Annotated in this window: 22 protein-coding genes; 7 read left to right on the forward strand and 15 right to left on the reverse strand. The window is 56.7% G+C overall.

Features of this window, described 5'->3' with window-relative positions; all coding sequences use genetic code 11:
• Positions 1-253: 253 nt before the first annotated feature.
• The 5 genes from WN982_RS27165 to WN982_RS27185 all read left to right on the forward strand — a co-directional run bounded on the left by WN982_RS27165 (position 254) and on the right by WN982_RS27185 (position 2,391).
• A complete protein-coding gene (locus tag WN982_RS27165) occupies positions 254-622 on the forward strand; it encodes a nuclear transport factor 2 family protein (RefSeq protein ID WP_341318687.1) in 369 nt (122 codons plus the stop codon).
• A 31-nt stretch (positions 623-653) separates the two neighbouring features.
• On the forward strand, positions 654-929 hold the full coding sequence (locus WN982_RS27170; RefSeq protein ID WP_341318688.1) for a hypothetical protein: 276 nt from the start codon (positions 654-656) through the stop codon (positions 927-929).
• A 105-nt stretch (positions 930-1,034) separates the two neighbouring features.
• Positions 1,035-1,496 (forward strand): RbsD/FucU domain-containing protein, encoded by a 462-nt coding sequence (locus WN982_RS27175; protein ID WP_341318689.1) that lies wholly within the window; start codon positions 1,035-1,037, stop codon positions 1,494-1,496.
• Between the two features lie 135 nt (positions 1,497-1,631).
• The gene (locus tag WN982_RS27180) at positions 1,632-2,063 is read left to right on the forward strand and encodes a DoxX family protein (RefSeq protein ID WP_341318690.1); all 432 of its coding nucleotides are present in this window, start codon (positions 1,632-1,634) and stop codon (positions 2,061-2,063) included.
• Positions 2,064-2,118: 55 nt separating this feature from the next.
• A complete protein-coding gene (locus WN982_RS27185) occupies positions 2,119-2,391 on the forward strand; it encodes a hypothetical protein (protein ID WP_341318691.1) in 273 nt (90 codons plus the stop codon).
• 24 nt (positions 2,392-2,415) lie between these two features.
• Here the strand turns inward: WN982_RS27185 and WN982_RS27190 are convergent, their stop codons facing one another.
• From WN982_RS27190 to WN982_RS27200, 3 genes are all read right to left on the reverse strand, one after another.
• The gene (locus WN982_RS27190; RefSeq protein ID WP_341318692.1) at positions 2,416-3,906 is read right to left on the reverse strand and encodes an MFS transporter; all 1,491 of its coding nucleotides are present in this window, start codon (positions 3,904-3,906) and stop codon (positions 2,416-2,418) included.
• Positions 3,907-4,592: 686 nt separating this feature from the next.
• The gene (locus WN982_RS27195; protein ID WP_341318693.1) at positions 4,593-5,606 is read right to left on the reverse strand and encodes a transposase; all 1,014 of its coding nucleotides are present in this window, start codon (positions 5,604-5,606) and stop codon (positions 4,593-4,595) included.
• Between the two features lie 390 nt (positions 5,607-5,996).
• Complete coding sequence (locus WN982_RS27200) at positions 5,997-6,671, reverse strand: hypothetical protein (RefSeq protein WP_341318694.1); 675 nt, start codon at positions 6,669-6,671, stop codon at positions 5,997-5,999.
• A 567-nt stretch (positions 6,672-7,238) separates the two neighbouring features.
• Here WN982_RS27200 and WN982_RS27205 point away from each other — a divergent pair.
• The gene (locus WN982_RS27205; protein WP_341318695.1) at positions 7,239-8,105 is read left to right on the forward strand and encodes a GIY-YIG nuclease family protein; all 867 of its coding nucleotides are present in this window, start codon (positions 7,239-7,241) and stop codon (positions 8,103-8,105) included.
• Between the two features lie 306 nt (positions 8,106-8,411).
• On the opposite strand, the gene WN982_RS27210 is transcribed toward WN982_RS27205, so the two are convergent.
• The 7 genes from WN982_RS27210 to WN982_RS27240 form a co-directional block, all read right to left on the reverse strand.
• Positions 8,412-9,773, reverse strand: coding sequence for a hypothetical protein (locus WN982_RS27210; protein WP_341318696.1), 1,362 nt, complete (start codon positions 9,771-9,773; stop codon positions 8,412-8,414).
• Positions 9,774-10,046 (reverse strand): hypothetical protein, encoded by a 273-nt coding sequence (locus WN982_RS27215; protein WP_341318697.1) that lies wholly within the window; start codon positions 10,044-10,046, stop codon positions 9,774-9,776.
• Between the two features lie 254 nt (positions 10,047-10,300).
• A complete protein-coding gene (gene dcm, locus WN982_RS27220) occupies positions 10,301-11,593 on the reverse strand; it encodes a DNA (cytosine-5-)-methyltransferase (protein ID WP_341318698.1) in 1,293 nt (430 codons plus the stop codon).
• A gap of 1,223 nt (positions 11,594-12,816) precedes the next feature.
• Positions 12,817-13,629 (reverse strand): IS5 family transposase, encoded by an 813-nt coding sequence (locus WN982_RS27225; RefSeq protein WP_341312036.1) that lies wholly within the window; start codon positions 13,627-13,629, stop codon positions 12,817-12,819.
• Positions 13,630-13,922: 293 nt separating this feature from the next.
• Positions 13,923-15,038 (reverse strand): hypothetical protein, encoded by a 1,116-nt coding sequence (locus WN982_RS27230; RefSeq protein WP_341318699.1) that lies wholly within the window; start codon positions 15,036-15,038, stop codon positions 13,923-13,925.
• Positions 15,039-15,474: 436 nt separating this feature from the next.
• Entirely contained in the window at positions 15,475-16,044 is a 570-nt protein-coding gene (locus WN982_RS27235) for a hypothetical protein (RefSeq protein ID WP_341318700.1), read from the reverse strand.
• Between the two features lie 83 nt (positions 16,045-16,127).
• A complete protein-coding gene (locus WN982_RS27240; protein WP_341318701.1) occupies positions 16,128-16,784 on the reverse strand; it encodes a hypothetical protein in 657 nt (218 codons plus the stop codon).
• Positions 16,785-17,258: 474 nt separating this feature from the next.
• Between WN982_RS27240 and WN982_RS27245 the strand changes: the two genes are divergently transcribed.
• On the forward strand, positions 17,259-17,768 hold the full coding sequence (locus WN982_RS27245; protein WP_341318702.1) for a hypothetical protein: 510 nt from the start codon (positions 17,259-17,261) through the stop codon (positions 17,766-17,768).
• Positions 17,769-17,935: 167 nt separating this feature from the next.
• Here the strand turns inward: WN982_RS27245 and WN982_RS27250 are convergent, their stop codons facing one another.
• The 5 genes from WN982_RS27250 to WN982_RS27270 all read right to left on the reverse strand — a co-directional run bounded on the left by WN982_RS27250 (position 17,936) and on the right by WN982_RS27270 (position 25,473).
• Entirely contained in the window at positions 17,936-19,351 is a 1,416-nt protein-coding gene (locus WN982_RS27250; RefSeq protein ID WP_341318703.1) for a hypothetical protein, read from the reverse strand.
• Between the two features lie 556 nt (positions 19,352-19,907).
• The gene (locus WN982_RS27255; protein ID WP_341318704.1) at positions 19,908-20,813 is read right to left on the reverse strand and encodes a TniQ family protein; all 906 of its coding nucleotides are present in this window, start codon (positions 20,811-20,813) and stop codon (positions 19,908-19,910) included.
• 4 nt (positions 20,814-20,817) lie between these two features.
• A complete protein-coding gene (locus WN982_RS27260) occupies positions 20,818-22,239 on the reverse strand; it encodes an AAA family ATPase (RefSeq protein WP_341318705.1) in 1,422 nt (473 codons plus the stop codon).
• A gap of 205 nt (positions 22,240-22,444) precedes the next feature.
• Positions 22,445-24,625, reverse strand: coding sequence for a transcriptional antiterminator (locus WN982_RS27265; RefSeq protein WP_341318706.1), 2,181 nt, complete (start codon positions 24,623-24,625; stop codon positions 22,445-22,447).
• Positions 24,625-25,473 (reverse strand): TnsA endonuclease N-terminal domain-containing protein, encoded by an 849-nt coding sequence (locus WN982_RS27270; protein ID WP_341318707.1) that lies wholly within the window; start codon positions 25,471-25,473, stop codon positions 24,625-24,627. The genes WN982_RS27265 and WN982_RS27270 overlap by 1 nt, the downstream gene beginning before the upstream one ends.
• Between the last annotated feature and the right edge of the window lie 113 nt (positions 25,474-25,586).

Below are 25,586 nucleotides of genomic sequence, written 5' to 3' on the forward strand. Positions count from 1 at the left end.
CCATGCCGCGAGCTCGCGCCGCGCGGCCCCCATTTGCCACACGAGGTTAGCGGCGGGTGCCGTCCCTGACGATTCGGCCAGATGGCCAACCCTGCACACATCGAGACCATGTTCAGCGCAGCGGTGAGTGCGCATGCTTACCTGCGACGTAATCGACACGCCGCACGCAAGCCGCCAATCTTCATTCCGAGCCCGCCGCACACACCGTGTCTGCCGAGCGTAGTGCTCAGTGATGCCACTCAAGGAGTTTGTGATGAACGCGCATACCGACCTGATCGACCGTTACTTCGACGCCTGGAATGAAACCGATGCGGCGCGCCGTCGCGAGCTGATCGCCGCGACATGGACCGTCGATGCCGACTACCTCGATCCGCTGCTCTCAGGCGCGGGACACGACGGTATCGATGCGATGATCCGCGCGGTGCATGAGCGTTTCCCGCATCACACGTTTCGACGCACGACGGAAGTGGACAGCTTCGCGAACCGGCTGCGCTTTTCGTGGGAGCTGGCGACGCCCGAAGGCGCGGCGATCGTCAAGGGTTCCGACTTCGGACAGGTCGACGCGAACGGCCGCTTGCAGACGGTGACCGGCTTCCTCGACCAGGTTCCTGGCGCCGCGTGACAACCTGCAACGCTTTCTCACGGAGACGATCATGCTCGAGCCCGCTGCCGCCACGGCTCCCGGTACTTGTGTCAAGTTCGCGCGCCTCTCGGGCGCCGTCGACGCCCTTTGCAGTGCGATCGCCGGTTTCGCGTTGCTCGCCGGCGCGCGTGCTTTCACGTTCACCGCATTGCTAGCCTGGCGCGAGCCGGTGCTGGGCGGCGCCGGTCTCGTACTACTGGCGTTGGTGGGATGGCTGCGCTGGCAGTGGCGCAATGATGCGGCGCCGCACTTCGTGCAGAACGGCCGATCGTCAATTCGGCCATAATCGACGTTCAATGCGAGCCGGTCGTGAGTCGATCGGCACACCCTACCGGGGCTGACCGGCCGAACCCCGACAGTCAGCCCTCCAATCGGACACCAAGGAGACACCGTGCTGAAGAATCTGGACCCGCTGTTGAACGCCGATGTGCTGCACGCGCTACGCTCGATGGGGCATGGCGACGAGCTGGTGATTTGCGACGCGAATTTCCCGGGCGCTTCAGTGGCGCATACGACGGTGCTGGGCAAGCTGCTTCGCCTCGACGGCGTGAGCGCGCCGCGTGCGATTCGAGCGGTTCTGTCGGTGATGCCGCTCGATACGTTCATCGAGCATCCTGCTTCGCGGATGGAAGTGGTGGGCGAGCCAAACGCGATTCCGGCAGTGCAGCGCGAAGCGCAGATCGAAGTCAATGCCGCGGAAGGGCGCGACGTGCCGTTTGCTTCGATCGAGCGGTTCGATTTTTATGAGCGCGCGCGTAAAGCGTATTGCGTGATCGCGACTGGCGAAGAGCGGGGCTATGGCTGCTTCGTATTCACCAAGGGTGTGTTGCTCGCGCCGGATACCCCGCGGTAATTGCAGCGCGCAGCGTGCCGCTCACTTTTGCCCGAGCTTGGAATAGGCGGGCAATACACCTATTCTCAGATGCAAACCGGGGAACTGCGGCCGCCCGGCCGGGTCTGCTGCTTATTCATTTATAGGAGCATCCTCATGACGCGTCCCGTCGATTCCGGCGTCATCCTCATTGCGCGCATCGCCCTTGCCGTGCTCTTTCTGTGGGGCGGCGTGATGAAACTGCTGGGCTATGCGGGTTTCGTCGGCTATCTGCATTCGAAAGGCGTGCCGTTCGTGCAGGTCGCGGCACCGATCGCGACCGCCGTCGAGGCGCTCGGCGGTTTGTTCCTGATCGTCGGCTTCAAGATGCGCCCGCTCGCGCTCATTATGGCGGTGTATACCGTGGCAACGGCGGTGCTTGGGCACGACTTCTGGAACGGCGCCGATCCTGTCTTGCAACGCGACATGGTGATCCATTTCTGGAAAAACATCGGTATCGCCGGTGGTTTCCTGCTGCTGTTCGTGACCGGAGCGGGCCGTATCAGTATCGACGGTGCGCGTGCGCCACGCGGCGGGCTGAATCGCTGATAAGACAGGCCGTGCTGGTCGCTTTTGATTCCGGCTGTCATCAAGGGGGCAAAGAATGATTCAAAATTTCGAGCAAACCATTGGCGGCAAGGTTACGCAGTTGTGCGCGAGTCTCGGCGAAGGGCCCACGCCGCATCGCGTCATCATCAGTCTGGCCGATTCGGCTACAACACTGGTGATTCTGGATGCTTCCGGGCTTATCGGTACGATCAAGGCCGAGATCGAGGAGCCGGAAAAGCTGATCGCCGACGCAATCAGCAAGGCGCAAAGCGAAGGTCTGATCGAGCGCGCCATCGATACCGGCACGATTCAGGAGGCGTCGCTTTAAGCGTCGTGCGGCTGCTTGTGGCGATCAGCGTGGCTCGGCTGTTCGTACAGGCCCTGACTTGCGTTCGCTCGCCGCCCGCGTGTGCGGCTCGGGATGGACGAGGCACGCGAAGGCGCCGGCCAGCAACAGCAGTCCAACAGAGATCGCGGTTGCGGCCTGCAGGCCGAAGACGATGTTGGTGGATGCCGTCCCGCTTGCCAGTGCGCCAAAAGCAGCCACGCCCACTGCACCGCCGGCCTGACGCGCCGTATTCAATACCGCTGACGCGGTACCCGCGCGCTGCGGTTCGACCGATGCAAGCACAGCGGTCGTCATCGCCGGAACGGCGAGCCCCATGCCCGACGGAATCAACAGGAACGGCAGCAGGAGACCCGGGAGCGGCGTCGACGCATCGACCAGATGCAGCAGCCCATATCCGAGCGCCGCGGTTACCGCACCGGCGATCATCGGCACGCGCACACCGTAACGGCCGACCACCCAGCCGCTAGCCACGTTGGAAATCAGGAAGCCGCCTGTCAAGGGCAGAAACGCGAGACCGGCCTGCAAGGGCGTATAACCGCGCGCCCGCTGCAGATACAGGCTCAGCACGAACACCATGCCGTAGTAAGTCAGGTTCACGCAGATGCCGAACAACACCGGCGCGCTGAAGGTGCGCTTGCTGAATAGCGACAACGGCAGCATCGGCGCGGCGACACGCGTTTCGACCATGACGAAGGCAACGGCCGCGACAAGTCCCAGCATGAAGCCGCCCGCGACGATCGGATGGGCCAAACCCAGCGGGCGCCACTCGATCACAGCGGCGACCAGGGCGGTTAGCGCGACGATCGCGAGACACTGGCCGCTCAGGTCGATGCCGCGCGGACGGGGCCTTTGCTGTGGAGTCGAGCGCTCGTCGGTTCGTGCCGTGGCTTGATGCGCTGTTTTCGCAGCTTCAGGCCGTGGCACCCACAGCAACGTCGCCAGCAAACCGGCCGCGCAGATCGGCAGATTGACGAGGAAGATGCTGCGCCAGCCGAACGCCGCGATCAGCAGACCGCCGGCCACGGGACCGGCCGCGATCGAAATCGCGCCGGCGGCGGTCCACAGCCCGACAGCACGTGCACGGAGCTTCGGATCGTGACCGTATGACTGATTGAGCAGCGCCAGTGAGTTCGGCAGCATGGCGGCCGCGCCGATGCCTTGCCCCGCGCGCGCGGCGACCAGCATGGCGGCGTCCAGCGCCAGTCCGCAAGCCAGCGACGCCAGCGCAAACAGCACGATGCCGGCCGCGTACATGCGCCGCGTGCCGAACCGGTCGCCGAGCACGCCGGCGGACAGCATCAGCACGGCGAACGCGAGCGTGTACGCGTCAACGACCCATTGCAGTCCCGCGACGTTCGCATGCAGGTCCGCACCGATCTTCGGCAGCGCGATGTTGACGATGGTCACGTCGAGTTGCGTGACGACGAAGCCGACGCTGACCGTCGCGAGGATGCGGGCGAGCGCGGGCGTGAGGGAGGAATTGGGCGTTTTCATGCTGGTGACGTACAAACGAAACCTGTGATAGGTTGTCTCTGTAACGTATTGATTTTTAAGGAATGTCGTATAAATCAAGTTTGAGGCTCGAACAAATAAAACTGACCTAGACGTTGCACGCTTCTTCTCGCAAGAGACAAACAAAACCTGTTCTGCTGAAAATCGACGTCGGAAACCAGCCGAGTCCACCGATCCATTCAGCAGCAAACGGATGGCCTGAGCGATTGCACAAATGGTGGTTGCGTCCTCACGCTTGCAATGTAGCTACCCAGAGTTGGGCAGATTCGCCGTAAGTCATAAGAGGCTTTCGCAAGCGGACGATTATGAGACTTCGCTAGCTGGAATATTTCCATCCGTCCTGAAATTTGGAATGCAGGAAATTGGGGTCGAAATCAGAAGTTCGGTGGCAGTTAGAGGCGGACGCAGGAGTGGAATCCAGATGTAATCGAACAGTCGAGCGGGCATGCGCCGCACCACGAATGCGAGAAAATTGTCCACAGTTTCTGTTGGCAAAGCTGTGGACAAGTGTGGCGCGACGCTGATAACGGGTTGATCCAGCGATGAAACTTGGTGTTGCGATGGTCGCGAGCGTAGTGTTGCGCTTCGCGCTATGGGTATTTCGCGTCGCAAGTTTCTCGGCGCTCAGCCAGAAACGATCGCAGCAGCGACGCACTGTATCGCGTCACTTAGATTTGCTGTCTGCTATTGGCAAGGACGTCGACAATCTTCTCCCAGCGCCCATCGGCCCTCATTCGACTGTAGAGCATCGGGCTTACTGAGAAACCCCTGCGTTGATTCCAGAGTTCGCTCCAGGCTATTCCCGTTCCCATCTTGAGTATGGCGCCATTGACGACGTCACGGAGTAAATATCCAGATGGTCGGCCGGGGCGGTCAGCGTCCCGGCGATATGAAGCGATTGGCTCAATGACGGCCCATTCCTGGTCAGTCATGTCCCATTCGTTGTTAATCGGTCTCAAGCGAGCATTGCGGGTCTTGCGTTGTGTAGCACCGCTGGAAAAGATGTAACGTTCCCGATTGTTCTTTGCCCACTCAAGGGGACGTTCGAGCGGATTCAGTTCCAGAATGTCGCTGCTGATAGCGTAGAAAGTATCCCCAACATACTTGCCGTGTACGGACAGCAGCACTTCGGCAGCGGGAAGCTGTATAGCAATCTTTCCGGCACATGCGAAGCGATAGACGCTGTTCCACGCGCGGTACGCTGTTGGGTAGGCATAAAGCCACTCCATTCTTTGCGTAAAGTCGTTTGCTTTCTTTGCCTTCCAAAGTTCTTTTCGTGGAGGAATCGCTACCGTATATTGGTCACCATTTAGAATTGGCGAGCAAAATTGCTCTAGGCCGTTCGGTACATAAATGTATTTTGTGATGTGGTTGTGAGGGCCGAACAGGCTACGCTGAAGTAGCCATGTCGGAAGCACGACTCGTGTTCGTTCAGTTGGTATGAGATACGCCTCATGGCGTTCTGTAACGCCCGATTGGATACTAAATGCCGTGGCGTATTCGCGCGGTGACGCCCGCTCCCAATGACAGAACGAGGTCCTCAGCGTTATCGCATCCGAAACGCTTTTGCCTGGCCTGGACTTATACACCTGCTCCGGGGGGAGGAATCTTGCCTGACCTGACTGTTCAAGTCCGACCAGTGTCAATTTGCCATCAATCCGCTCAAACCGATCCAGCCACATGAAACGTCTCCTTTGATATCAGAAAACGTGTAGGCACAGGGTTTATTTAGGTAGGCGACCGACTGCTGTGTTACACAGCCTTTCGCGAGAGGGGTTCGGCACCGCGACAGCCGTTGGCTGCTTGCGGACATTTAGGGGGACGGGACTAGGTATCTGCCAGGATGCTGTTCAAGCCAGATTTGCGAGCACGCTGTGCCTCACAGGCAGCGGGCGCGGCTGAGGGCGAGCGTTCCCGCGTCGAGCCGCAACAGCGGCGTCTGACAAATGCAACAGCGGTCGTTATGGCGAAACGAAAGACGAAAGGCGACTGCGCTGCCTATGCATAACGTCTTGGCTTGGCTGCAAGGTGGATGGGAGCTTCGGCAATATCCTTTTGCCGAGTCTCAACTTTTAGACGCTTAACGGCTGCTCGAACGGTTGCGCTTCGGCTCGCCGACTAACCGCAAATTCCGTTCGGCGCTCAAGCGACGCTTTGCGTTTTTCTTCGGCGTACACGATGAAGTCAGACAGTTCGCGTTCCATGGCCGATTCTTTGGTGCCCTGTTTCCATCTTGCGGCTCTGTGTCGACGGCGCGTGACTCGAGCCAGTATCAATGCAGACGTCGCAGCCTTGGCGCATTCGTATTCAACATGCCCGCAAAGGTCCACCGGTTCACCGAATTCCCGAAAAGTTTCCACGTGCTCTCGGGCAGCATGCACTGTAGCTGGGTACTCGCGCAACTCGGAGACAACGCCGCGGCTTAAGACTTGCCACTGCAATTTGTCTGGATAAGCAAAAACGGGGATAGAAACGCCTTTGCTGGCGTCGTGGATCGTATGGTCAATCGACGCCGAAGCTGCCCACGCAGCTTTATGCATCATCGTCCGGCAGGTCCGAGCGTAGCTTTCCAGCGATAGCGCAAGTTCCAACGCGGTGTCATGTCGCTGCCGCTTGCGCGCGCGAACATCTTTTGCCGCAATCCAAGCGAGCGATACACAAGAGCCGAGCGCTGCTGATACCAACGCCAAGCTTACCGGAGTGTTGCAGCTAAGTTGCTGGAGATATTCAAGCCATTCCCGCTGCATACGATGCGCCTCGGAGAAAAGAGGTCCACAGAGTATAAGCAATCGTTTGCGGGAGTATGCAGAACAAAAAATGCGATGTGTGTTTTCGCCACAAATGCTTTGTTCAGTCGACCGGCATCTTGACAGAAGATGCGAAGTGGGGGCTCCAGCTGTTTAGGATCTGCCGCAGAGTCTTCGAAGATTTGAGTCTGCTCTGCCGCATCGGCGTCCGGCGCGACGACCTTGGTTCGGACCCAGCAGCGGGTTCATTGGACGAGCAAAGCTGACGGAACGCTGGCCATGCGCGGGCACGGCCGTCCGTGCTCAGGCTCGAGGTCGTCATCATGCCCACGAGCTCCCTGCAAGAAAAGGCGAGGATTCGTGTGGTATCGCCGAGCTTACCGTTCGTGCTGCGTGCGGACTTATATGCACGAGCGTCGGCTGGTCGCCAAGGAGAGAGGAAGCCCTTGGGCTGGTAGACGACGTGTCATACAGATAAAAACGATCGCTATTCGACTGTGTTGGCATCGAAGTATTGCTTCCCTGCCTTTGCCGGGAGCGCCCCGGCTAATCAGTCCACTTATCGAAATGACCCATCGACCACAGACCATTCAAATCTTCCTGCCAGGGGGCGACCCACGCGGCATTCGAATTGCGGAAATCACAACGCGCATCGTTCAGGTCATAGAAGTCCCCCGTAGCCTGCTGGCGGATTTTCTCAATATGAGAGAAAGCGAGCAACTGGCCTTGTATTTTTTGGTCGGGGAGAGGGATGATGGTCCGGGCAAGCGTCTTTACGTTGGTCAGAGCGGTGACATCCGCAAGCGTCTCGCCGCGCATAACAAGGAAAAGGACTTTTGGGAGAAGGTGCTTGTCCTAACGACACGAACGGAGAGTCTCACGTCCACTCACGCGTTGTTCCTGGAGTCTATGTTTATCCAGGAAGCAAAGAGAGTCGGTCGGTACGAAACTGAGAATGCTAACGAAGGAATGCGCTCACACACTCCACCTCCGCTGGTTGCGGACTGCCTCGAGATATTCGAAACTGGTCGCGCACTGCTTGCATGTCTGGGTCATCTCGCTTTTGAGCCATTGACCAAGCTTGCCTCCGACGCGTCATCCAAAGACGTCCTGTTCTGCAGGCGCGGCGGCACCACAGCTCAAGGAGCATACACCGAGGAGGGGCTTGTTGTTTTCAAAGGCTCATTGGGTAAAGCAGAAATCGGAAAGGGATTTCAAGGACACGCATTTGCCAGGCTTAGAAACGAGCTGCTTCGCCAGGGAAAAATCATGCTCGACGACGGGGTGCTGATTTTCAAGGAAGACGTTCTCTTCTCGTCACCAAGCGGCGCATCTGCCGTAGTGTGCGGGGCGGCGTGCAATGGCTGGTTGGATTGGAAGGACGCCGTTGGCCAGACATTGCATGACCTCAAAAGAAAGGACACTGTGTCATAACCGACTGACTTTTCCGCAGGGGTAGCCTTATTAGCAACCGCAGGCGAAGAACCTTGGTTCCACGAAAGACGAGGACGCTAGAGTAGTCATCCTCTATTTCGTTAACCTGCTGTCGGGCTAAAGACGTACGATCCGTCAGTCATCGCGACGCTGTCTGTCTAATGGCTGACGGCACGGCGCCCCCTGAGGCGCCCCTTGCAGTCAAAGGCAGAACTCAAAGCTGTGCGGCACGAGCAATTTGCGCGACCATCGTGTCAAGCGGCGATTGCACAAATTAGTTTTAGCTTTTTGCCGGCATGGCTCCACTCAATTGAACCAGCCTTCAACCAGTCTCTCTACGAGGCCCTTGTCCGCCCCGGGATTTTCGCTGACGTAAGCCTTCCGCAGATTTTTACTCGCCAAAACCTTAGAACGGTCAACGAGATTCGTGAAGATTGCGGGCTTGGTTGAAGTTCCATCTGTAGGCATCGACGTGTGAAATCCAGCTGCTCCGTCATGCTTCCATTCGGTATCCGAGATTTCAAGTGTGGGTAGGTGCTTGCGTGAAACATCAGAGACAGCTCGCAAGTCGGAAAAATGGTTGAATCGGTAACGCGCCAGGACACATTTCCCTTTAAACACGAAGAGCACTGGTATCGAGCGTCGAAACCGGAAAAGTTGAGGCCAAAGATACTCGTTACTGCACCAGAAGCTCCGATTTATGCTCAGTGTCAAATCTGTGTCTTCGGTGCTGCTGTTCGTCCAGTAAAAGCACTCCAGGTTGGCCGGCGCAGACAGTATGTGCTCCGCCCGTAGCCATCGCTCCGGCAATCGAACAGCGAGAACAGAATTTTCGTCGGTGAGCGAGCGAAGGCTTCGAGGCAATGCGTCCGCGTCGATGACGTAGCAGGTGCTTCCGCCCCGGAAGGCTCTCCGGATATGGTCGACTTCAGCATTCCACTCGTCGCTGCATGTTACCGGGCTTGCGGGCTGTTCCTGCGCTGAATCGCGACGTTTGACCATATCCCAGATGCGTCGCACCCAAGCAGCAACCTCAGTACCGTCTTTTCCATCTTGACGCACAAATTGCTCAATGACATGAAGCGCTTCGGACTCGTTCTGCTCGGCGCGGAGCAGAGCGCGAATAGGGTAGCTAATGCCGACCCACAGTCTCTCTACCTCTTTCATCTGCTTTACGTACGACCAGACATGATTGAAGTACGGCGAAACCGCGCCGGTAGCTACTATCTCAGCAGCGACATCAGGGAGGTCCTCCTCAAGCCAATCGCCCACGACCGAAGTATAGATTTTGCACCAGAACTCTGGGTCATATCCGGTGTCGAATGCCAGCAGTTGTTGCCGCGCGTGCCGCAACGCTATCTTAAGCGTCGGCGACGTGTCCGGGTCCAAGCCATCTGGTGCACCGAATTCGGGATTGCCGGGGCGAGGAACATCAAAGAGACACGGTGCAGACAAAGTCTGCTGCGCATGTCGGTCCGTTCTGTCGTCTTCGTGCCGTTCGAACGCAGTATGCAGGACGAGGCTGATACTATCGCGGGCCGCGGTGTCGTTGCACTTCCAGTTTCCCTCGGCGATGGCGTATAGCACATCTTCTAAAGTAAGGTATCCCCAGTCCTCAGCAGGGATTCCACAATCGTCGCAGGCTGAAAAGAATGCTTCGACGCGCAACTATTCCGCCACTTCGCGCAGAGAGACATAGTGGCGAAGAAGCTCAACGAGTTTGTCTGTCTGACCTGTTTCACGCACAGGCTTGACGAGAGACGGCTTCAGTCTTTCGACTGCCCAGACGATGGCGTCAGGGGCAACGATAGGCTTGCCGGGTGCGCAAGACTTGTCCATTTTTTCAAGCAGACGTACTGCGTAATAGAAGGTACGTTCAACAGCGGTAAGTTCGAGGGACGGTCTGTTTTGTAGTTGAATGGTGTATTCCGGTGACGACATTTTATTGACCTGTGGGATTCGGCACGGGTGTGCCGGGAACGATGAAAATCCGTGTAACGATCGTTTTTAGCCGTTCGGTCGATTTCCCGGATTCACATCGCAGATTACGCAAACAGTGCTTCGGCCTCTGCGGGCCCGCGACCGTGCGGAATTAGGAAGCAGGCGTGGGCACGAGCTTGGCATGTCGTCGCAATCCAGATGGGCTCGCGACGAAGACCTGCGGTGCAACTATCCGCATTGCGCCCCACCGCCTGTTAGTCCTGAATGGCCTTGTACAAAGCCGTGCCAATGCGGGTGACGATGCCGACGATAAGTGCATTGCCCATCAACATTGCACGAGCGGTCGCGGACACCTTCGGCAAGTCGGTGAATCCGCGCGGAAAGCCCATCAGTTCCTCCAGTTCTTCCGGCGTGAGTCTGCGCAGGAGCCCAGATTTCTCGCGAATGCAATGTTTGGTGCGCGATGGCGTGCTGCCGCCTTCGGAAGTGATGATGGTCCGCGCGGGCCTGTTCAGCGGGTCGGGAAAAGCCATGCTGCCTTCCGAATAGTCGTAAGCAAAGCCGTTCTTTTCCCGAGCGACGCTCTTTGCGCCTTTCGCTACTTGCCACGCGTCTTCTGATTCTGTCTTGACATAAAAATCCGTCGGAACAACACCAGTTTTGCCGATAACGTCTCCCAGCGTGAGCGGAGCCTCGGTGCCGGTGAACTCGGTGAAATCTTCAATGTCCTGCGCACGCGCCGCGCACGTCCACACCTGACCGTCGCACATGAACCCGGAGTTTGCGAAGCGAGTTTTCCCATTCGAAAGTGGGCGATAGCCAAGCTGCTCTCCGAACGGGTCGCTCTGAACTGTGAGTGCCGGCGCGTACCCATCAAGTTCACCGGATAGCACGCTGGGTAGGGCAGCATTCAGAACTCCCTCGGAGTGCCACTCGCCGCGTTGCCTTGTTGCCGCCGCCTTTGTCCGGCCATAAAGAGCGGTAGTGACGTGGTAGGCGACTATGAACACACGACGGCGCCGTTGAGGGAATCCATATTCAGCTGCATTAACCACGCGCCATTCCACTGCGTATCCGAGGGAGCCAAGCGCGGCTAGAACGACGGCGAAGTCTCTTCCGCGTGATGACGCTGGCGAAGACAGCAGACGGTCGACATTTTCAAGTATTAGATACGGCACTGGTTCGCCGTCAGCGAATCGCTGCTCGAGCAATTTCGTAATCGACCAGAAGAGGACACCTTTCTTGCCCTCAAGTCCATGCGACTGCGATAGAGGGCGAGCGACGCTGTAGTCTTGGCACGGGAAGCCGCCAACTACCAGGTCTGGCTTCGCATCACGAATAGCCTGCTGACCCGTCGCCGACTCGAGCGCTTGAGCTATGTCTTCGTTAATGTGAGCGTCTTGCGGCCAATGAGCGGTGTAGATTTCGCTTGCGTGCTGCCTTTTCTTCGATGGCTCGAACTGGTTGCTAAGCGTGACTTTATACGGCCTCCCGTGCACGGCTTTGAGTGCGGTCGTGTTACAAGCAGCCGCATCGTTTAAATACATGGCTGCGCCACTCGATGGAATGTCCCCAGAACGGGATGACCGCACCTCCGGCAGTGCCGCTCGCCCGCGCTCCGGTCGACTGTCGTTCGCGACGAACTGATCCGTCCCACACTGAGCTGAAAGCATGGGCTTAGCGAGCAAACTTCAATCATCTCGGTTATGGTGTTATAGTCGCATATATGAGAGTTTCGGGGCGTAGACGCAGACGTCTGCAGCGGTAGCATCGGTCCGGTGAGAAAGCAGGAGTTCGCCTTGAACATCGGTGAGATGCACTGAGCTAAGGGGGCGGTCAATGAAAGTACGAGAGCTATTGAAGTCTCTGCGGGAAGTGGACGCAGATAGCACCGTGTTGTTCCTCGCTGAACACGCAGACGCCGACGACGCCGATGAGGTTTGCGAAATCTGCCTGGCACCTCGTCTGTGGACGCACGAGGTAGGAATGTATGGCGGCCGTGAATACCAGTCATGGTATCCATATCCGCCTGAGTCGCGAGACAGCGCGTACACGTCGGTTAGATATGAGCCGAGAAGAGTGGTTGTGCTATCGACCGGCCCGACGAATCTCCGATTTGTTCGGCCCGAGGACATGCTGCCAGATCCCAGGCCGAATGAGCGCTAACAGCGGGCGCCCAATGGAGCGTTCGATGTGCGTTGCCGTGCCCAGACAAACGACGGGTGTACGCTGGCCGACCGGACAGACAGATGGGGTGGAAAATTCGGAGCCGGGGTGCCATTGACAGGGGGATGCAAAATGCCGGTGCCATACGAACGTACGCGCGCGGTGCTTGATGGGCGCGAGTTTTTAATTCAGCTGTCGGTTGCAGCGGACAAGGGTGATCTGAGCAAGTTTCACGCGCGGGCACGTGCGCTACTCAGGCACTATCCAGAGGCCGTCCATCTTCATCTCACCGCCGCGATGGCCCCTGAAATCTGGGCGGACCCAGACTCGGTTGGGCGTGGGTAGGTTACCGCACTTCGTAAGTGGGAGGCCGGCCATGACGCACGCCGAACGTGTGTATCAGTGGTTCGACAGCGTCCCATTCTTCGTCCGTCAACTCCCACTTCCCGATTCGCGATAGAACGCGAGAATCGACCGTCTGAAGAGCAATGCGTCGTTCGGCTTTTCTCGCATCAAATGTGAATTCACGCAGAACATTGTTGGCCCATTCGTGTCATGGCGATGTCGCTTGCACACACCTTCGTGCCCAAGCTACTAGAGCGTGTTAGGAACTTTGAAGGACTGGCACCGCGTGAACAAGCATAAGCATCGCGAAGACCACAAAATGAAGCCCGGCGAGGGTTTCGGGTAGCCGTTCATAATCACGTGCGAGACGGCGGAAACGGTTGAGCCAGCCAAAGCTGCGCTCGACCACCCACCGCCGGGGCAGCAGTACAAATCCCTTTTTCGCTTCCTCCAGTTTGATCACCTGCAGTTCAATGCCTTCGTCGCGTGCGGCCTGCGCTGGCTCTTTGCCCGTGTATCCCTGATCCGCAAATGCCACCTTGACGGTATGTCCCGTTACTTGCTGAACCTGACGCGCAAGCTCTGCCACCTGTGCGCGCTCCTGTTCATTGGCTGGTGTCACGTGCACCGCCAGCAACTGTCCCAAGGTGTCCACAGCAATGTGCACCTTGCTGCCGCGTTTGCGCTTATAACCGTCATAGCCCGCGCGTGGACCACTCTCGCAGGTCGACTGTATCGTGCGACCGTCCAGAATCACGGCGCTGGGCTGGCCCTGCCGTCCCTGTGCCACGCGTATCACCGAGCGCAGGTCGCAGACCATGTGCTCAAAGCAGCCTGCCTGTAACCAGCGTTGAGTCTGCTGATACACCAGTTCCCAAGGTGGGAAATCATTGGGCAGCATCCTCCAGGGCGCGCCGGCCCGAGCCATCCAGCGTAACGCGTCAAACATGTCGCGCAGTTCGTATTTGCGCTGCGGCGCCGTGACGTCCATCAGCGTCAGATAGGCGGCCGCGAAGCTCCATTCTTCGTCGGACACGTCGGTCGGGTACCCTTTGCGGTCTGCTTTTTTCATCCCGCCAGGATACCAGGTCTCACACCAAGTGCCTAACACGCTCTAGTGCGAAGACCCTAGTGCGGATCTCAGTAACTGCTTTGCCCGGGTGTACGCAGGTCAAAGCGTCGCGTATGCGGTATCCTCGCCGTGTTTCACCCAGCAAAATCGCAACTCGAAGGCGAAATCATACAACGACGAAATCGCGCAGTCTGACCGTGCGCAGTCGGAAGGCGACCGACCATCAAGTTTCAAGATCGGCATGCTGTCCACAAGCGACAAGGGCCCGTTGTGATCGTTGTCCGGCCTCATGCCTAGGTCAGGTCCACCATGTTCCTCTTGACCGCCGGGACGGCTACCGTGCAGTCGGGAAAGCGCGTCTCAAACTGTTGAGGTGTCACTTCTTGACAGCCCCTTTCTGCACACAATGTCCGGACCCACAGATAGCGCAGGTCGTCAAAGTGAGTATAGGGATGCGCTACAAGAACAGATTTGACAGAGCCCACGTACAAAATGGGGAGTTCATGCCTCATCAACCTGAATATGTCATACGCTTTCTGCGCATCGAGCCACAACGCATTGATTCCAACGGAAAACACGGACACTGGCGCTACGTTACCTTCAATCCGAACGAACCTGTGTTTGAACCCTTCGACGGCGCAAAGAAGAGTCGGGTCCGCGAGCCATTGGTCAGCAACTCTCACAACGATACAACGCTTTTCTCGTGATTTGCCCTGCAGGCTTACTGGTAAAGACCTGTCGTTAATCACATAGAAGCTCGTCGGAGACGCAAGGCTGTTTCGCACTTCATCGATGATGGCGCAGACATCGTCAGTCTCAATGAAGGGGTATTTTGAGTCGTGGCGTGGATGAGGGAGCCTCTGTTGCCGGCCGATGATAATTCGCAGCGCCTCCCGTGCGATCGTCTCGATCGCAAAATCTTCATATGCATCGTCTTCTTCTGTATCGTCCCAGTCGTCAGCGTAATCTTCGTCATCTTCCCATCCTTGGCCGTACTGCCATTTTTTGGTATTTACATAAGCCTTTTCTGAAATATATTGCTTGACTGCATCGATTTGAGCCTCGTCGCTGATTTGAGCGAGAATGGCTTGCAGGTCGAGCGGCTTCATTCCGCTCACCATCGACTCTGCTTGTTCCGACAAATGGAGCCGTTCCTTAAGTCGGCGATGAAACTTCTGCTTGAGGTCGCGTGTTCGAATACTCTCCGCCAATTCGGGCTCGTCTTCTTGCATCCAGCTATAGACGTCGTTCGAATCGATGTGATGCCAGAATTCCAATGTATGGCATTCCCAGACTTCGTTGAGTATTGATACCGCATAGTCGACCGCTTTTTCGGTTATCGCGTCTACTTCTGCGCCGCGAGGGATTGCTGCATCGGTATTGAACTGCTTATCAATGTACTGTTCCATGGTTTCCTGGTTTTACTGATTTAATTGAAACTTTCGGTTGCGAAACAACGGGCACGATTTTTCATGGCTGAGAACCACTGAAGCTCTTGAAAGCGTGGTTGAATATATGTAATAAACTTCTAAGGAATCCAAAGCGAGCTGCGACTGTGCTCGCCATTACGTCAAGGTGCGAACTGCACTGGACCGTAAGGGCGCGTTACCGAGGTCGAACCACACGCAGCAGTTAAGGGCTGTGATTTAACGGTTCTGCCTATTGGGTGACGCGAGTCAGCGATGGAATCCGCGAAGAGGTTTGATTGATAGCATTAAAATATATGTGCAGTCTTGCCAGCAGCGTAAATTGAGCCCTCTTAACAGGAGTCAGGCAAGGGAAACGGAGGGGCGAACCCTCCGCGCAAGAAAGAGGTTGAAGTTGGCCTTGAGAAAAGAGACGACCTTATGCCGAAGCCCGCTCGGTGGGAGTTCCGCGCATTACAAAATTGTCGAATAGCTCAATCACGTTACTCTCTGCCGGCGGTTGATCATCGAAGGGGCGCTCATGACTTTGCGCGACTAGCGTCGCCACCCCCAGGTCCTCATCCGTCTCAGACGTGTATGGATACTCTCGCAGTACCTTCTTATCCTTGAACAGCCAGAGCGTCACCAGTCGCGAGAACCCGGGTGGGATCGCCGCAGCGATAGCTCGCTCGGACACAGCGACGTTTCCGTCCGCCAGTGCGAGACAGGCAGCAGATTCTCCATCCGGTGTGACACGAACCTCAACTCGAAGTGTCCTGGAAAGATATGGAATGTCCTGTGAATCCGTCTCCGGCAGAACGATGACCAGACACTTCTCCTGGCGGACAGACGTGACTCCCAGGAGAGTGCCCAACTCGACGACGTAGGTAGCGGGCGCTGGCTGTTCCTCAGCATGACGTTGCAGCACCTCGACGAGGTCAAGATTGAGATTGTCTTCGGTGCACACTTGCGAGTTCTGACTATCAATGATTACTCGGATTTGTTCCATTTGATTGGCCTAAGGTAGTTGCTGTTCATCCACCGCGTTTTACTGCGGTATGTTGTATAGGTAACGCAGCGCGCGCGTCGGGCTTAACTTGTACTGTTTCTCGCGTGGCCCTTCGTCGCCAGATTATGGAGACGCTTTCGTGCCGCGTCTCGGCAATCTTTCACAGTTCGGCCAAGCGATGTCAGATAAGTTTTTCCGCTGTCAGCGGCGTCGATGCAGCGATAGATATCGAATGCGCGTGCGCCGGCGGAAATACCGTCCGCCTGCAGTTGCGCTAGATTTGAAAATGCGCCGATACGGCGGAGGTCCGTGCCGATCTGCGCAAGCGCCGCTGCGGCACTAGATGGGCGCTCTGCGGCGGTAAGCGCAAAGAAACGCTCGGCATTCTCTTCGTCAAATGCGTTCATCCACATCTGCCGACGGATTTCAAGGATGAACTCGTCCAGCGGCATCGCCATACCCATTTCCGGTGGAAGGCTGCGCCATTCGGGCAGGTATGCGTCGAGTGCGTCCAGAACCGTCGAGAAGTCAAAGGCCTGCCAAAAGCCACGAACGGGACGATGCGCTGACTCGGCAACGGTGAGCACATTCAGCACGTTCACGTGCTCTGCTGAAAACCCGCAGTCCTGCATGAAGGAGACCATCTCGCTAATCAGTTGCTCGCGACGGACTTGCGGTCCGCATTCGTCGGCCGGTAAATCAACTTCTTTCCATTTTGACATTAAGGTTTGCGTTTGCATATTTGAATATGGAATATGGTGGTGGTCATGAACAGAACGTCTCGATGGCGCTAGATTAATCGTAGTCAGCGACGAATTCAATAGGATTCGTAAAATATCCAATTATTTATACGGATCGCCTCGGTGCGACGTGATATCCGTGATTTTGTTCAATGAAAACAAGGCGTTGTAAAATGTGATTTACCGATTGAATACGCTCAGGATGGTTGCGTAAATTTTGCATGGCTTAAATACTATGTTGGCATGTGAGGCGCTCTGCAATATGATTTTCATGTCCGCATTGATAACACGTCCTGTCAATTTTTATACACTTTTAGAATGATTCCAGATAATTCGAAATCGAATACTCCGATTGGCCATGCAGCGCTGCCGCTCGGCGCGCTTGACCGAGCGAGCACCTATGCGCCGTTCTCAGAAGACGCGGCCAGGATGCGGTCGGCTACGCCCGTTTTCGTTACGCCAATAGCGACAGACGTGGCCAACAAGCTGAAGGGGTTAGCTTTGTTCAGGCTGGGCAGCATGGAGATTGACGGATGTGTTGTCCTGACAGCCAGGGTGCAAAAAGGCTCAGCACAATTTGTGTGGCTTGCTGACGCCACGGACCCGGACGTGTGGTCTGGTCTCGATAACATGAGAAAGACTGGTCAGGCCGGATTCGCTTTCATTAATGACGAAGACACGTGGTTCATGCAGTACAAAATCGAGCATCCAGGAACCGCGATCGACCGTCATCGGCGACAGCTTGGTCGCAAGGATGCCGACTTCCTAAGAGTTGCCGGCTCGCTCATCGCCCATGGAACAATTCAGGAAATGGTCTCGAGCATCATTCCGGGTTTGACAGTTGAGCATTCGCAAATCAACATCCTCGGAACACGGCGTGTGCGAGCTGCGGCAGAAGCCTTGGGCGGAATGCTTGTGCGGAAAAGCTCCGATGTCGCAACCTTTGCTGCTAGCCTCATGTCGGCGCCAAGCACCGTGCAGTGAATCTGACATCCTCCTCCCCGTGAACGGGGAGGGTTCCTGGTGGGGCGCCGGGGCACAACGCAATGGTCGCAAACGAACCGCGTTGCTCAGACCGGCAGCAGCATGCGCTGCTGTTGCTCCTCAACAGGAATTTCAGGCGAACCGCTCTGACAGCCTGCGAAGTCAGGCTATGGGCTGGCTGGGCCAGCCTCTTGCGGCTTGATGTCGTACCAGCCCGCCTGCTGCAGCAAGGATGCGAGCTCATGCCAGGCTTTTTCAAGCACTGGCGGCTGGTGCGTGTTCCCTTCGGAGTTTCTCGCCAGGAACGCACTGTAGAGGTCGCGTTGTACGCGACCTCTACCATCACCGAACACGTGCCGGCGTTCACTGAGCTTCTTCTTTCTGAACGTGTCGGTTGTATGGTCGTACTGGCTGGTTTTTAACCGGTACACATCGATGATCTGACGCTGCCCGCCGGCTCTGTCAGCCTTGCGGGTCAGCTCGCTCATGAAGTGCCCCGGTGCCCGGACGCTGATGCTGCGTCCGTACCGTCTCTGCAAGGCTTTGGGAGAGACGCCATCATCGCGCCACGTCCGGGCCTTGCTCAGCAGGAGGTTTGTGTCGCGCCCGTGCGCCTGCCTGCGCACGTCCGCCTCGTAGCGATACATCTCCGCCATTCGACGTTCGGCCTGCATCTGTCGAAGCGAGCGCACCCAGCTTCGGCAACCCTTCCTTGCGCGGCCATCCGGGTGATAGTTGCCGGGATTGTTCGAGCGGCGTTGCCGGTCGATGTGCCGCTGCAAGCGGCGAATCTCAGCGTGCGGGCGCTCGACCTCCGGGGCAAATCGCTGCAGACCGGCGTCGGCGTGCGTGACCCACGCAATATTTGATGGGCCGATATCGATGCCGCCGACAGTCCCCTCGGGCGCGATCCGGTGGAGAACGCTGGCTTTAACGGGTGCCTTGCCGTCCTGAACGAGCTGAACGAACCAGTGCAGCTTACCGTTGAGCGTCTTCCAGACCACCCGGCAGTATTTGGTTCGGAACTGCAGGGCGGCTGCAAGCCATTCATCCTTTCGCAGGTCAGGCAGACTGACGGGAATGACCCATCCCCGTTCGACCTGAAACGAACTGGGCCCGGCATTCCAGCGCAACATCCCGTCGTTATTTTTTCCTTCGAGACTGTGCAGCGGGCGGTGCACGCCCTTGAACCTCGGACGGCCGCGCTTGCCGTAAAGAAACTGTTCAAGTGCAAGAAAGACGCGTGTAGCGATGGCCTGGGTTTCGTGGGAGCCGATCCGGTCCGCAAAGCCCGCTGCGTTCTTGTGCGCTACCGCGAGGGCGTGAAAGGCGTATTGCGTGAAGCGGTGTGCTTCGCGCACCGCCCTGAAGGCGTTGTAGCGTCCGGTGCCTCTGGGCAGCCTGCGTGCGGCGGACCAACGCTCGTCGCCGCGAATCGCATCAACAATACGCAAGCCGTCCTGCAACGTTACGTTGAATATCCGCTTACCGCATTCGAGACGCGAGCGAAGTCTGGACACGTCGCTCAGCGACGTGTCCAGTGGCAAGGTAATGATGAAGGTCGGGCGCTCTTTGCGCGGCATTTTTGACTTCGGCCCGGTCCGATAGCCGGACCAGCAGGGTTGCAATGCTACGTATAGCGAGCGTTCCTTTTAGACGTGCGAGCGAAGTCGGGCACGTTGCTGGGCCACGTGTCCAGTAGCAGTGAAACTGTGAGAATTGGATGGTATTTACGCGGAATAATCCCGTCCGGCCTCGCCTCGGGGCGAGGCTCGCAGGGGTGGATCGACCTGTATAACGACCACCCGATTACAAAGGTTTCGCTAACTCCGCCCTGAAGGACGGAGTTAGCGCGAAAATCCCTTCGGGTCAATCGAAAACCGGGAGCCAGCGGCGTCTGTAAGGACGTTTGGCCGGTCGGCAGAGAGCGCCTGCTGTGTCTATAGTCTCTTCCCGAAGCACCAGAAGAGTGTGCGGTTGTTAAGACTCTCGCGCGGTCAAAGCTCTTGCTTTGGCTATGCCGCCCGTGAACTTCGGCATACGGAGCTAGCGCTCGCGTGACGACGGACCGCGCCACGGATGTTGCGTCGCTTTGCAGAGACGTTGCGCAAATGGCGTGGAGAACATTTCCGAGGTCGCCTAGTTTCGGCGATTTAAGGTCGCGGACGGGAAATTCTCGAAGAATATCTGCAACAGCAGATACTGCAAGGTAGTGAAGGTCGCTGTCTCCGCTTGACGAATCATTAAGGCAGGGCGCCGTTCCACAGACATTCGGAAATTTGGCCAGGATACATTGGTGTACGTAAGGTAAGCGGTTCCGTAAAATTTCTCAAGTTGGCTTGATAAGCAACGTGGGACACAGCCTTTTGAAAAACTAAGTCCTAGTTCTTCGACATGCTGCGCGTGTGCGCGGATCTCGTCGAGGCGCGCCGAAAAGTTTCCCTCCAGTGCGTCTTTTGAGTCCATGGCCACCGCGTCTAAAAGATGCTTGGACAGGGGAAGAACTATCTCGATTCCCGGATCATCCGAGGGACACGCTTGGGCGCGAGAAGGCTCGCACCACCCCAGCGGGATATCTGTTCCAAGAAGCGGCGAGCGGTGTTTTGTACACGTATACACTCCAGGCAGCACATGCAGTCTATGCCAGTACGATTCCCCATGCTCCCGCAAGTCGTCGAGCAAGCATTCCGGGCAAAAGCGACGACATGCCAAACGGCTCCACGGCGCTCCCACAAGCCAGTTAAAATCAGACCGTATTTGCGGGGCGGCCGCGACCAGGCTCGCACGTAATCGCTCGCGATGTCCGTTTGTCATAAACGCTGTCACATATGGATAGAGCGTGTGATTAACGAGGATCTCGTCGTATGCCATGCCAGTCGAATCTGCGATTTTTTTCAGCGCGAATGGATTCAGGAAATGGAGTCGCTTCCTGCCCACGCCCGTAAGATCCTTAAGGACCTTGTCGAACGGAATACCGAGGTGCCGTGACGCCCTGATCAAAAGGCTGCTTGTCAGTTCGTCAGGATAGGGGCGAGGGAAATACATTTCACTATCCCAGATCGAGTAGAGAATCCACGTCGGAGACAGCGCCCATATTGCGTAAATTTTCGAAAATTGTATTGCCGTTGTTGGCCGCGTCGTTGATTGCCTTGCGATAGTCGTCCGGAGCGAGTTCCTGCGCAACACTACTGGCGGATCTGACCTTGGTCTTCTTGGTACTTCTGTGTGGTGTTAAAAGCTCAATTGCGGTTTTGGTACCATCAAGGACGCTTTTTGCTTTCCCCTGTGCCTCTACTGCGTTCGCGACGCTTAACGCACGGTCTTTGTCCACGCCAACGCTCACCAGCGCCGATGCGATCGTCGGAGTGAAGTCCTGATGGCCAAGTGTCACCGAGCCTTTCTGGTTGCGCAATCCCTCGTACTTGTTCAGGGAGCCCTCGAGTAAACTAGCGAATTTGATGGGCGCTATGTCGCCGTATTGGTCGAGCAGTGTCGCGTCGCCCGACCGGTACGCATCTATCATCGGATGAACTCGCGTAAAGTCGCGATTCCAGACGAGCTCGAGAGTTTGGGCGGTGATTGTTTCGCTCGAGTCGATGATTGACTGCCACTGGCAGCAAGCGAAGAGCTTGATTGCGATGTCGATGATTCCCTGGCTGTAGTAAAACAGGAGGTCAGCAAGCGCCTGAGTGAGCGCGACAGGTTTCTTCAGCCACTGGAATACCCACAGTGTCGTAATAAAATCCTCCCATTCGAGGGGGTTCTGAAGGTCATGGCTGGCGGAAAGGTGGCCCCACTCGGGGAAGCCGCTGCCAACGGAGCGCCGGCCTTGCCGGAAATCCAAGCCGAGCACTTCAACAGCCTTATTTGTGCCCACGAAGAGAATGGGGACACCGAGTTCGTTGGAAGCTGAAACGAGGGCGGCCATCAGCTTTTGCGTGTTTTTGCTGCCGTGCTTCAGATTCTGCACTTCGTCCACGATGAGAATGCCAACGCAATGGATATGCATTACCCGGGCAACATGATTCAGCAAGGTCTCGACAGATATGGTGACTCTACCGTATTTCTGGTAGTAGTTGCCGTCTGGAACCAACTGGTCAATTTTTCGAAGAATGGAATGAGCAAGGCCTTTGATTGACGCTCCGTCATGTGGCGTTTCGATATGAAGGTGCGTAATTTGTGTTATGTCCAGGTCCGGATGGTAAATCGCCTGAGGATACCGCGCCATCAGGCGCTTCAGAGTCGTCGTTTTGCCTTGCCCAGATACGCCGATCAGTGCACTCGAGTATTGTGAAGTTGCGTGCACTAGATCGTTTATCGGGCTGAATGCCTTTCCGGCCTGTTGAGCTTCATAAAGTTTTTGGAACACCTGGACGTGCGCGGCTGTCCGCGGTGTCCGTCCGACATACCCCTGCCGTAGCATGGTATCCAGCGCCCAGCCGAGTACGACATGGCGTTCGAGCGGTGCCATAAACGCTGAAAGTTCGGCGACCAGATGCAGCCTCTCGAATGGCGGCCATGTTCGCTGTTCCTCTTCGAAAGAGGGCAGTGCATGGAGGTACTCTCAGAGTGCTTCGTCGTCCAGAGCCGGTGGCAATGCTGCGATGAGTGGGTTGTTCCGAAATCGCGGAATCCGCTGTTCCGTGTAGACGGCGGTTACAGCAGCCGACATAATGTTATTTCGCGATTCCATTGAGCATCTTCTGCTTCTTCAGTCGTAGCTTTTCCTGAATTGAAAGCGGTCTGGTCGGTGTTTCGTCTGCAACTGGCTGTAGCTGCGGCGCGGTTACGGTTGCGGAACGGTCTGGCATCGGGACGACGTTATCTGGCAAACCGGTGGGAAAGGGCGGTTGCTGAGGAGGTGAGGGTCTTGCTGCCTCACGTTGTCTGCGAGCTTGTTTTTCAGCCTCACGGTCAGCCGCGATGTCAGCCTTACGGGAAGAGCGTGATTTGCCTTTGGTTGCTTCCTTCATTGCGGCGTGCGCCGGTTGCGCGATGTCTGCAATGAATTTCTTGAGGTTGATTTTCTCCTGCAGGGCATTATCTTGACCCTCTTGCAGAAGTCGCGTCACAGTCTTCTGCACGTATTTGACTTCCGCAAACGAGTAACCCCGGTAAGGCTCACTTGTCGTGGTAAGTTCGCACGTGTATGACTTGCGAGCGTCCTGCGGATCGTGGACGATTATCGAATTCACAAGTCGACGGTCGTAGGAAACATTGACGTCAAATCTGCCACGGTTCGCCGCGCTCACGAACCATCCCTTCTTTTCTATGTCCTTGCACGAATAGAAACAGCCCTGGAAGAGAATACCTTGTTCAGTAACAGTCGCTTCGTCACGGGGAAGCAATTGAAGGCGCAGATACTCTTCGCTGTAGCGTGAAATAACGCCCGCGCTGTAGATGACGTTGTCCTCCCAGATTTCGCGTGGAGCAGGGCTGACCCCACGGAGCGCCGCCCTCGGGTCGAGCGGATATTTCTTCATCTCGCGACGGTTATGGGCAACGATTGCGCGCAAGATTATCGCTATAAATTCGTCAAGCGTGAGGCATGCGTCCCGATCATAGTGCTTTCCCCGACGTCGAGTCACGTTTGAGGGTGGTTCGTACCCGGGCGTAGCGGGTGCGATTGACGCGTGAATCAGTTTGAATCCACACTCAACTGTGCCTTTGTTTTGTGGCGAGAGAGGAGGCGCGTTCGAAATCGTGCTCTCCATCCCGTCGCATATGCGGCTGCTGTTGCGGGAAATCATCTCTCCGCAGTCGCCGAGGAATTTCTGCGGAAAAATTCTGTCAGCCGGCCAATCTCGCGGGTCGTAGGGAACGCCATACTTGTGGCAAAGTGCTGCCTTGTCTTCGGCCAGGCTTAGAATTGCCTGTACCGCTGTTTCCCAGCCAGGATGCTCCAAACCTACATAGAAGCCGACGCAAAGGCGACTGTACCTGTCATAGATGAGATACATCGTCGGCTTGCCGATAATCTTTGACCGGTCTGCCTGCGCCACGAGGAAGACGTCGGCGATGGTCGCGTCAATCTCATAGATGTACCCGACACCGATTGCCTCATATAGCGCGCTGCCAATTCGCTGGTCGTGATCGCGCTCGAAGTCCTTGTTCCCCTTTTTGCGGCGTAGAATTGTTTCCAGGGAGAAGCAACGCTTCACCACCGTATAGAATTGCCGATAGGAAGGGCGTTCCCCGGACGGCTTGACGAAGCTGTCGCCGTTACCGTCCTGATACGAGTAGTGCTCCTTTAGCATCTCCTGATATGCGTGCTCGAGCGTAGATACGTCCCCGTTCAGGTAGTGCTCATTGACTGCGTCCTTGACATGTTGGTCATCGACGCTACGGCTCATCTGGTAAATCTCGTAGCGGTTGTCAGACGGGCGTCGTCCTCGGGCATTAGTAGCTTGACGCTGGTTCAGACCAATATTGGGAAAATCTGGTAGCAAGGCATCCTGAGTCTGGCCGCCACGCCAGTAGTTGCGCAGATACTTGTTGATTGTGGTCTTTGATACGCCAGTCTCCTCAGCGCGTGCCGATACCAGTGGCCCACGCAGTTTCGGGTCAAAAATTGCAGCACCGGTAAGGAGTGGACTGATGATTTCCCATGCCTCCTTGCGCCTCTTTTTTGCCGCGTCCGTGTATTCAGACACACTCCGTTGGCCAGTGCTCGTCACAAGAGCCGACTTGTGCTTGTCCATGTCGTCGAGCAGCGCGGAGTAGGAACACTTTCTGGGCCACGTGGACTCGTCAGACACATTGATGACCCAAGCCTCGTCGGTCTCTGGCGCGACTTGAAGCAGCCGGTAACAAGTCCCTGTTTCGTTGTGGTACAGGTCATTCTTCAGGAGCGCCATTATTGACCTCCCATCGCACGAAGACCTTCCGTCTTGAACGTACAACGGAAGCTGGCCAAGGGCGCGCTCGCAAGGTCGGGGTTGCTCAAGTCACAAATCAGGACACGCTCGTGCATCAGCAGTTTCGCTATGCGCAGCCCTTCGCCCGGATTGAGGCCCTGTCGAATCTCAAAATTCCGACAATATTCCTGGAGTGGCTGATTCCTGGTCGATCTTGCAAGGTCATGAGCCATGATGAGCGATTGTTCGCGCAGGGCACCGGCATATCGCTCGTCTTCGCCGGACTTGACCATGCCACCGCGAATCCACTCGATGTTGCGAATCTTCTGCATCGGTAGTTCAGAGTGGAAGGCGAGGCGGTGCGGAATGTCCATTCCTGCAAAGTACGTTCGTGTAATCTGCAGCTTCTCGATCTTACGTGGATCTTCAGAATCCTCGGTCCGCTTGCAGTCCCACGCCTCGAGTCGCTTTTGGTCGTTTTCATGGAAGTCGACCAGGAAGTCGACCGTCATAACCGTGGGAACTTTCGTCCCTGGATAATACGGGTGAGCGATGCCAAGGGCGGCAGCTATTTCGAGCGTGAGTTCCCGGTCGAGCGGGTATTCCTCCCGAATGCCGGTGACACGCTGGGACCACTCAAGAGCATAGAACGTATTCGCTTCGACATCTGATAGCAGATGTACGCTGCGACCGCATTTCGGGCTGTGCGGGCGGCTGACGCGTCCAAGGGAGGAGAGGTCGAACGCCTCCAGCCACGGTTTGTAATTGGCACCTTCCCCGCGGCCTCGGCCTTCGGCCTGCCATTCCTTGATGAGCGCTTCCGTCATCTTTTTTGGGCCACGTCCCATTTCCTCTACTCCGTACGATTGCAAGTGCCGGGCGGAAGACGCCAGGCTTCAAGTGCGTGTAGATACCCAAATTCGCACAACGCTTAAATCGCTATACGAAAAAACATAGATCT

The sequence above is a fragment of the Paraburkholderia sp. IMGN_8 genome (assembly GCF_038050405.1).
In the GTDB taxonomy this organism is placed as follows: Bacteria; Pseudomonadota; Gammaproteobacteria; order Burkholderiales; family Burkholderiaceae; genus Paraburkholderia.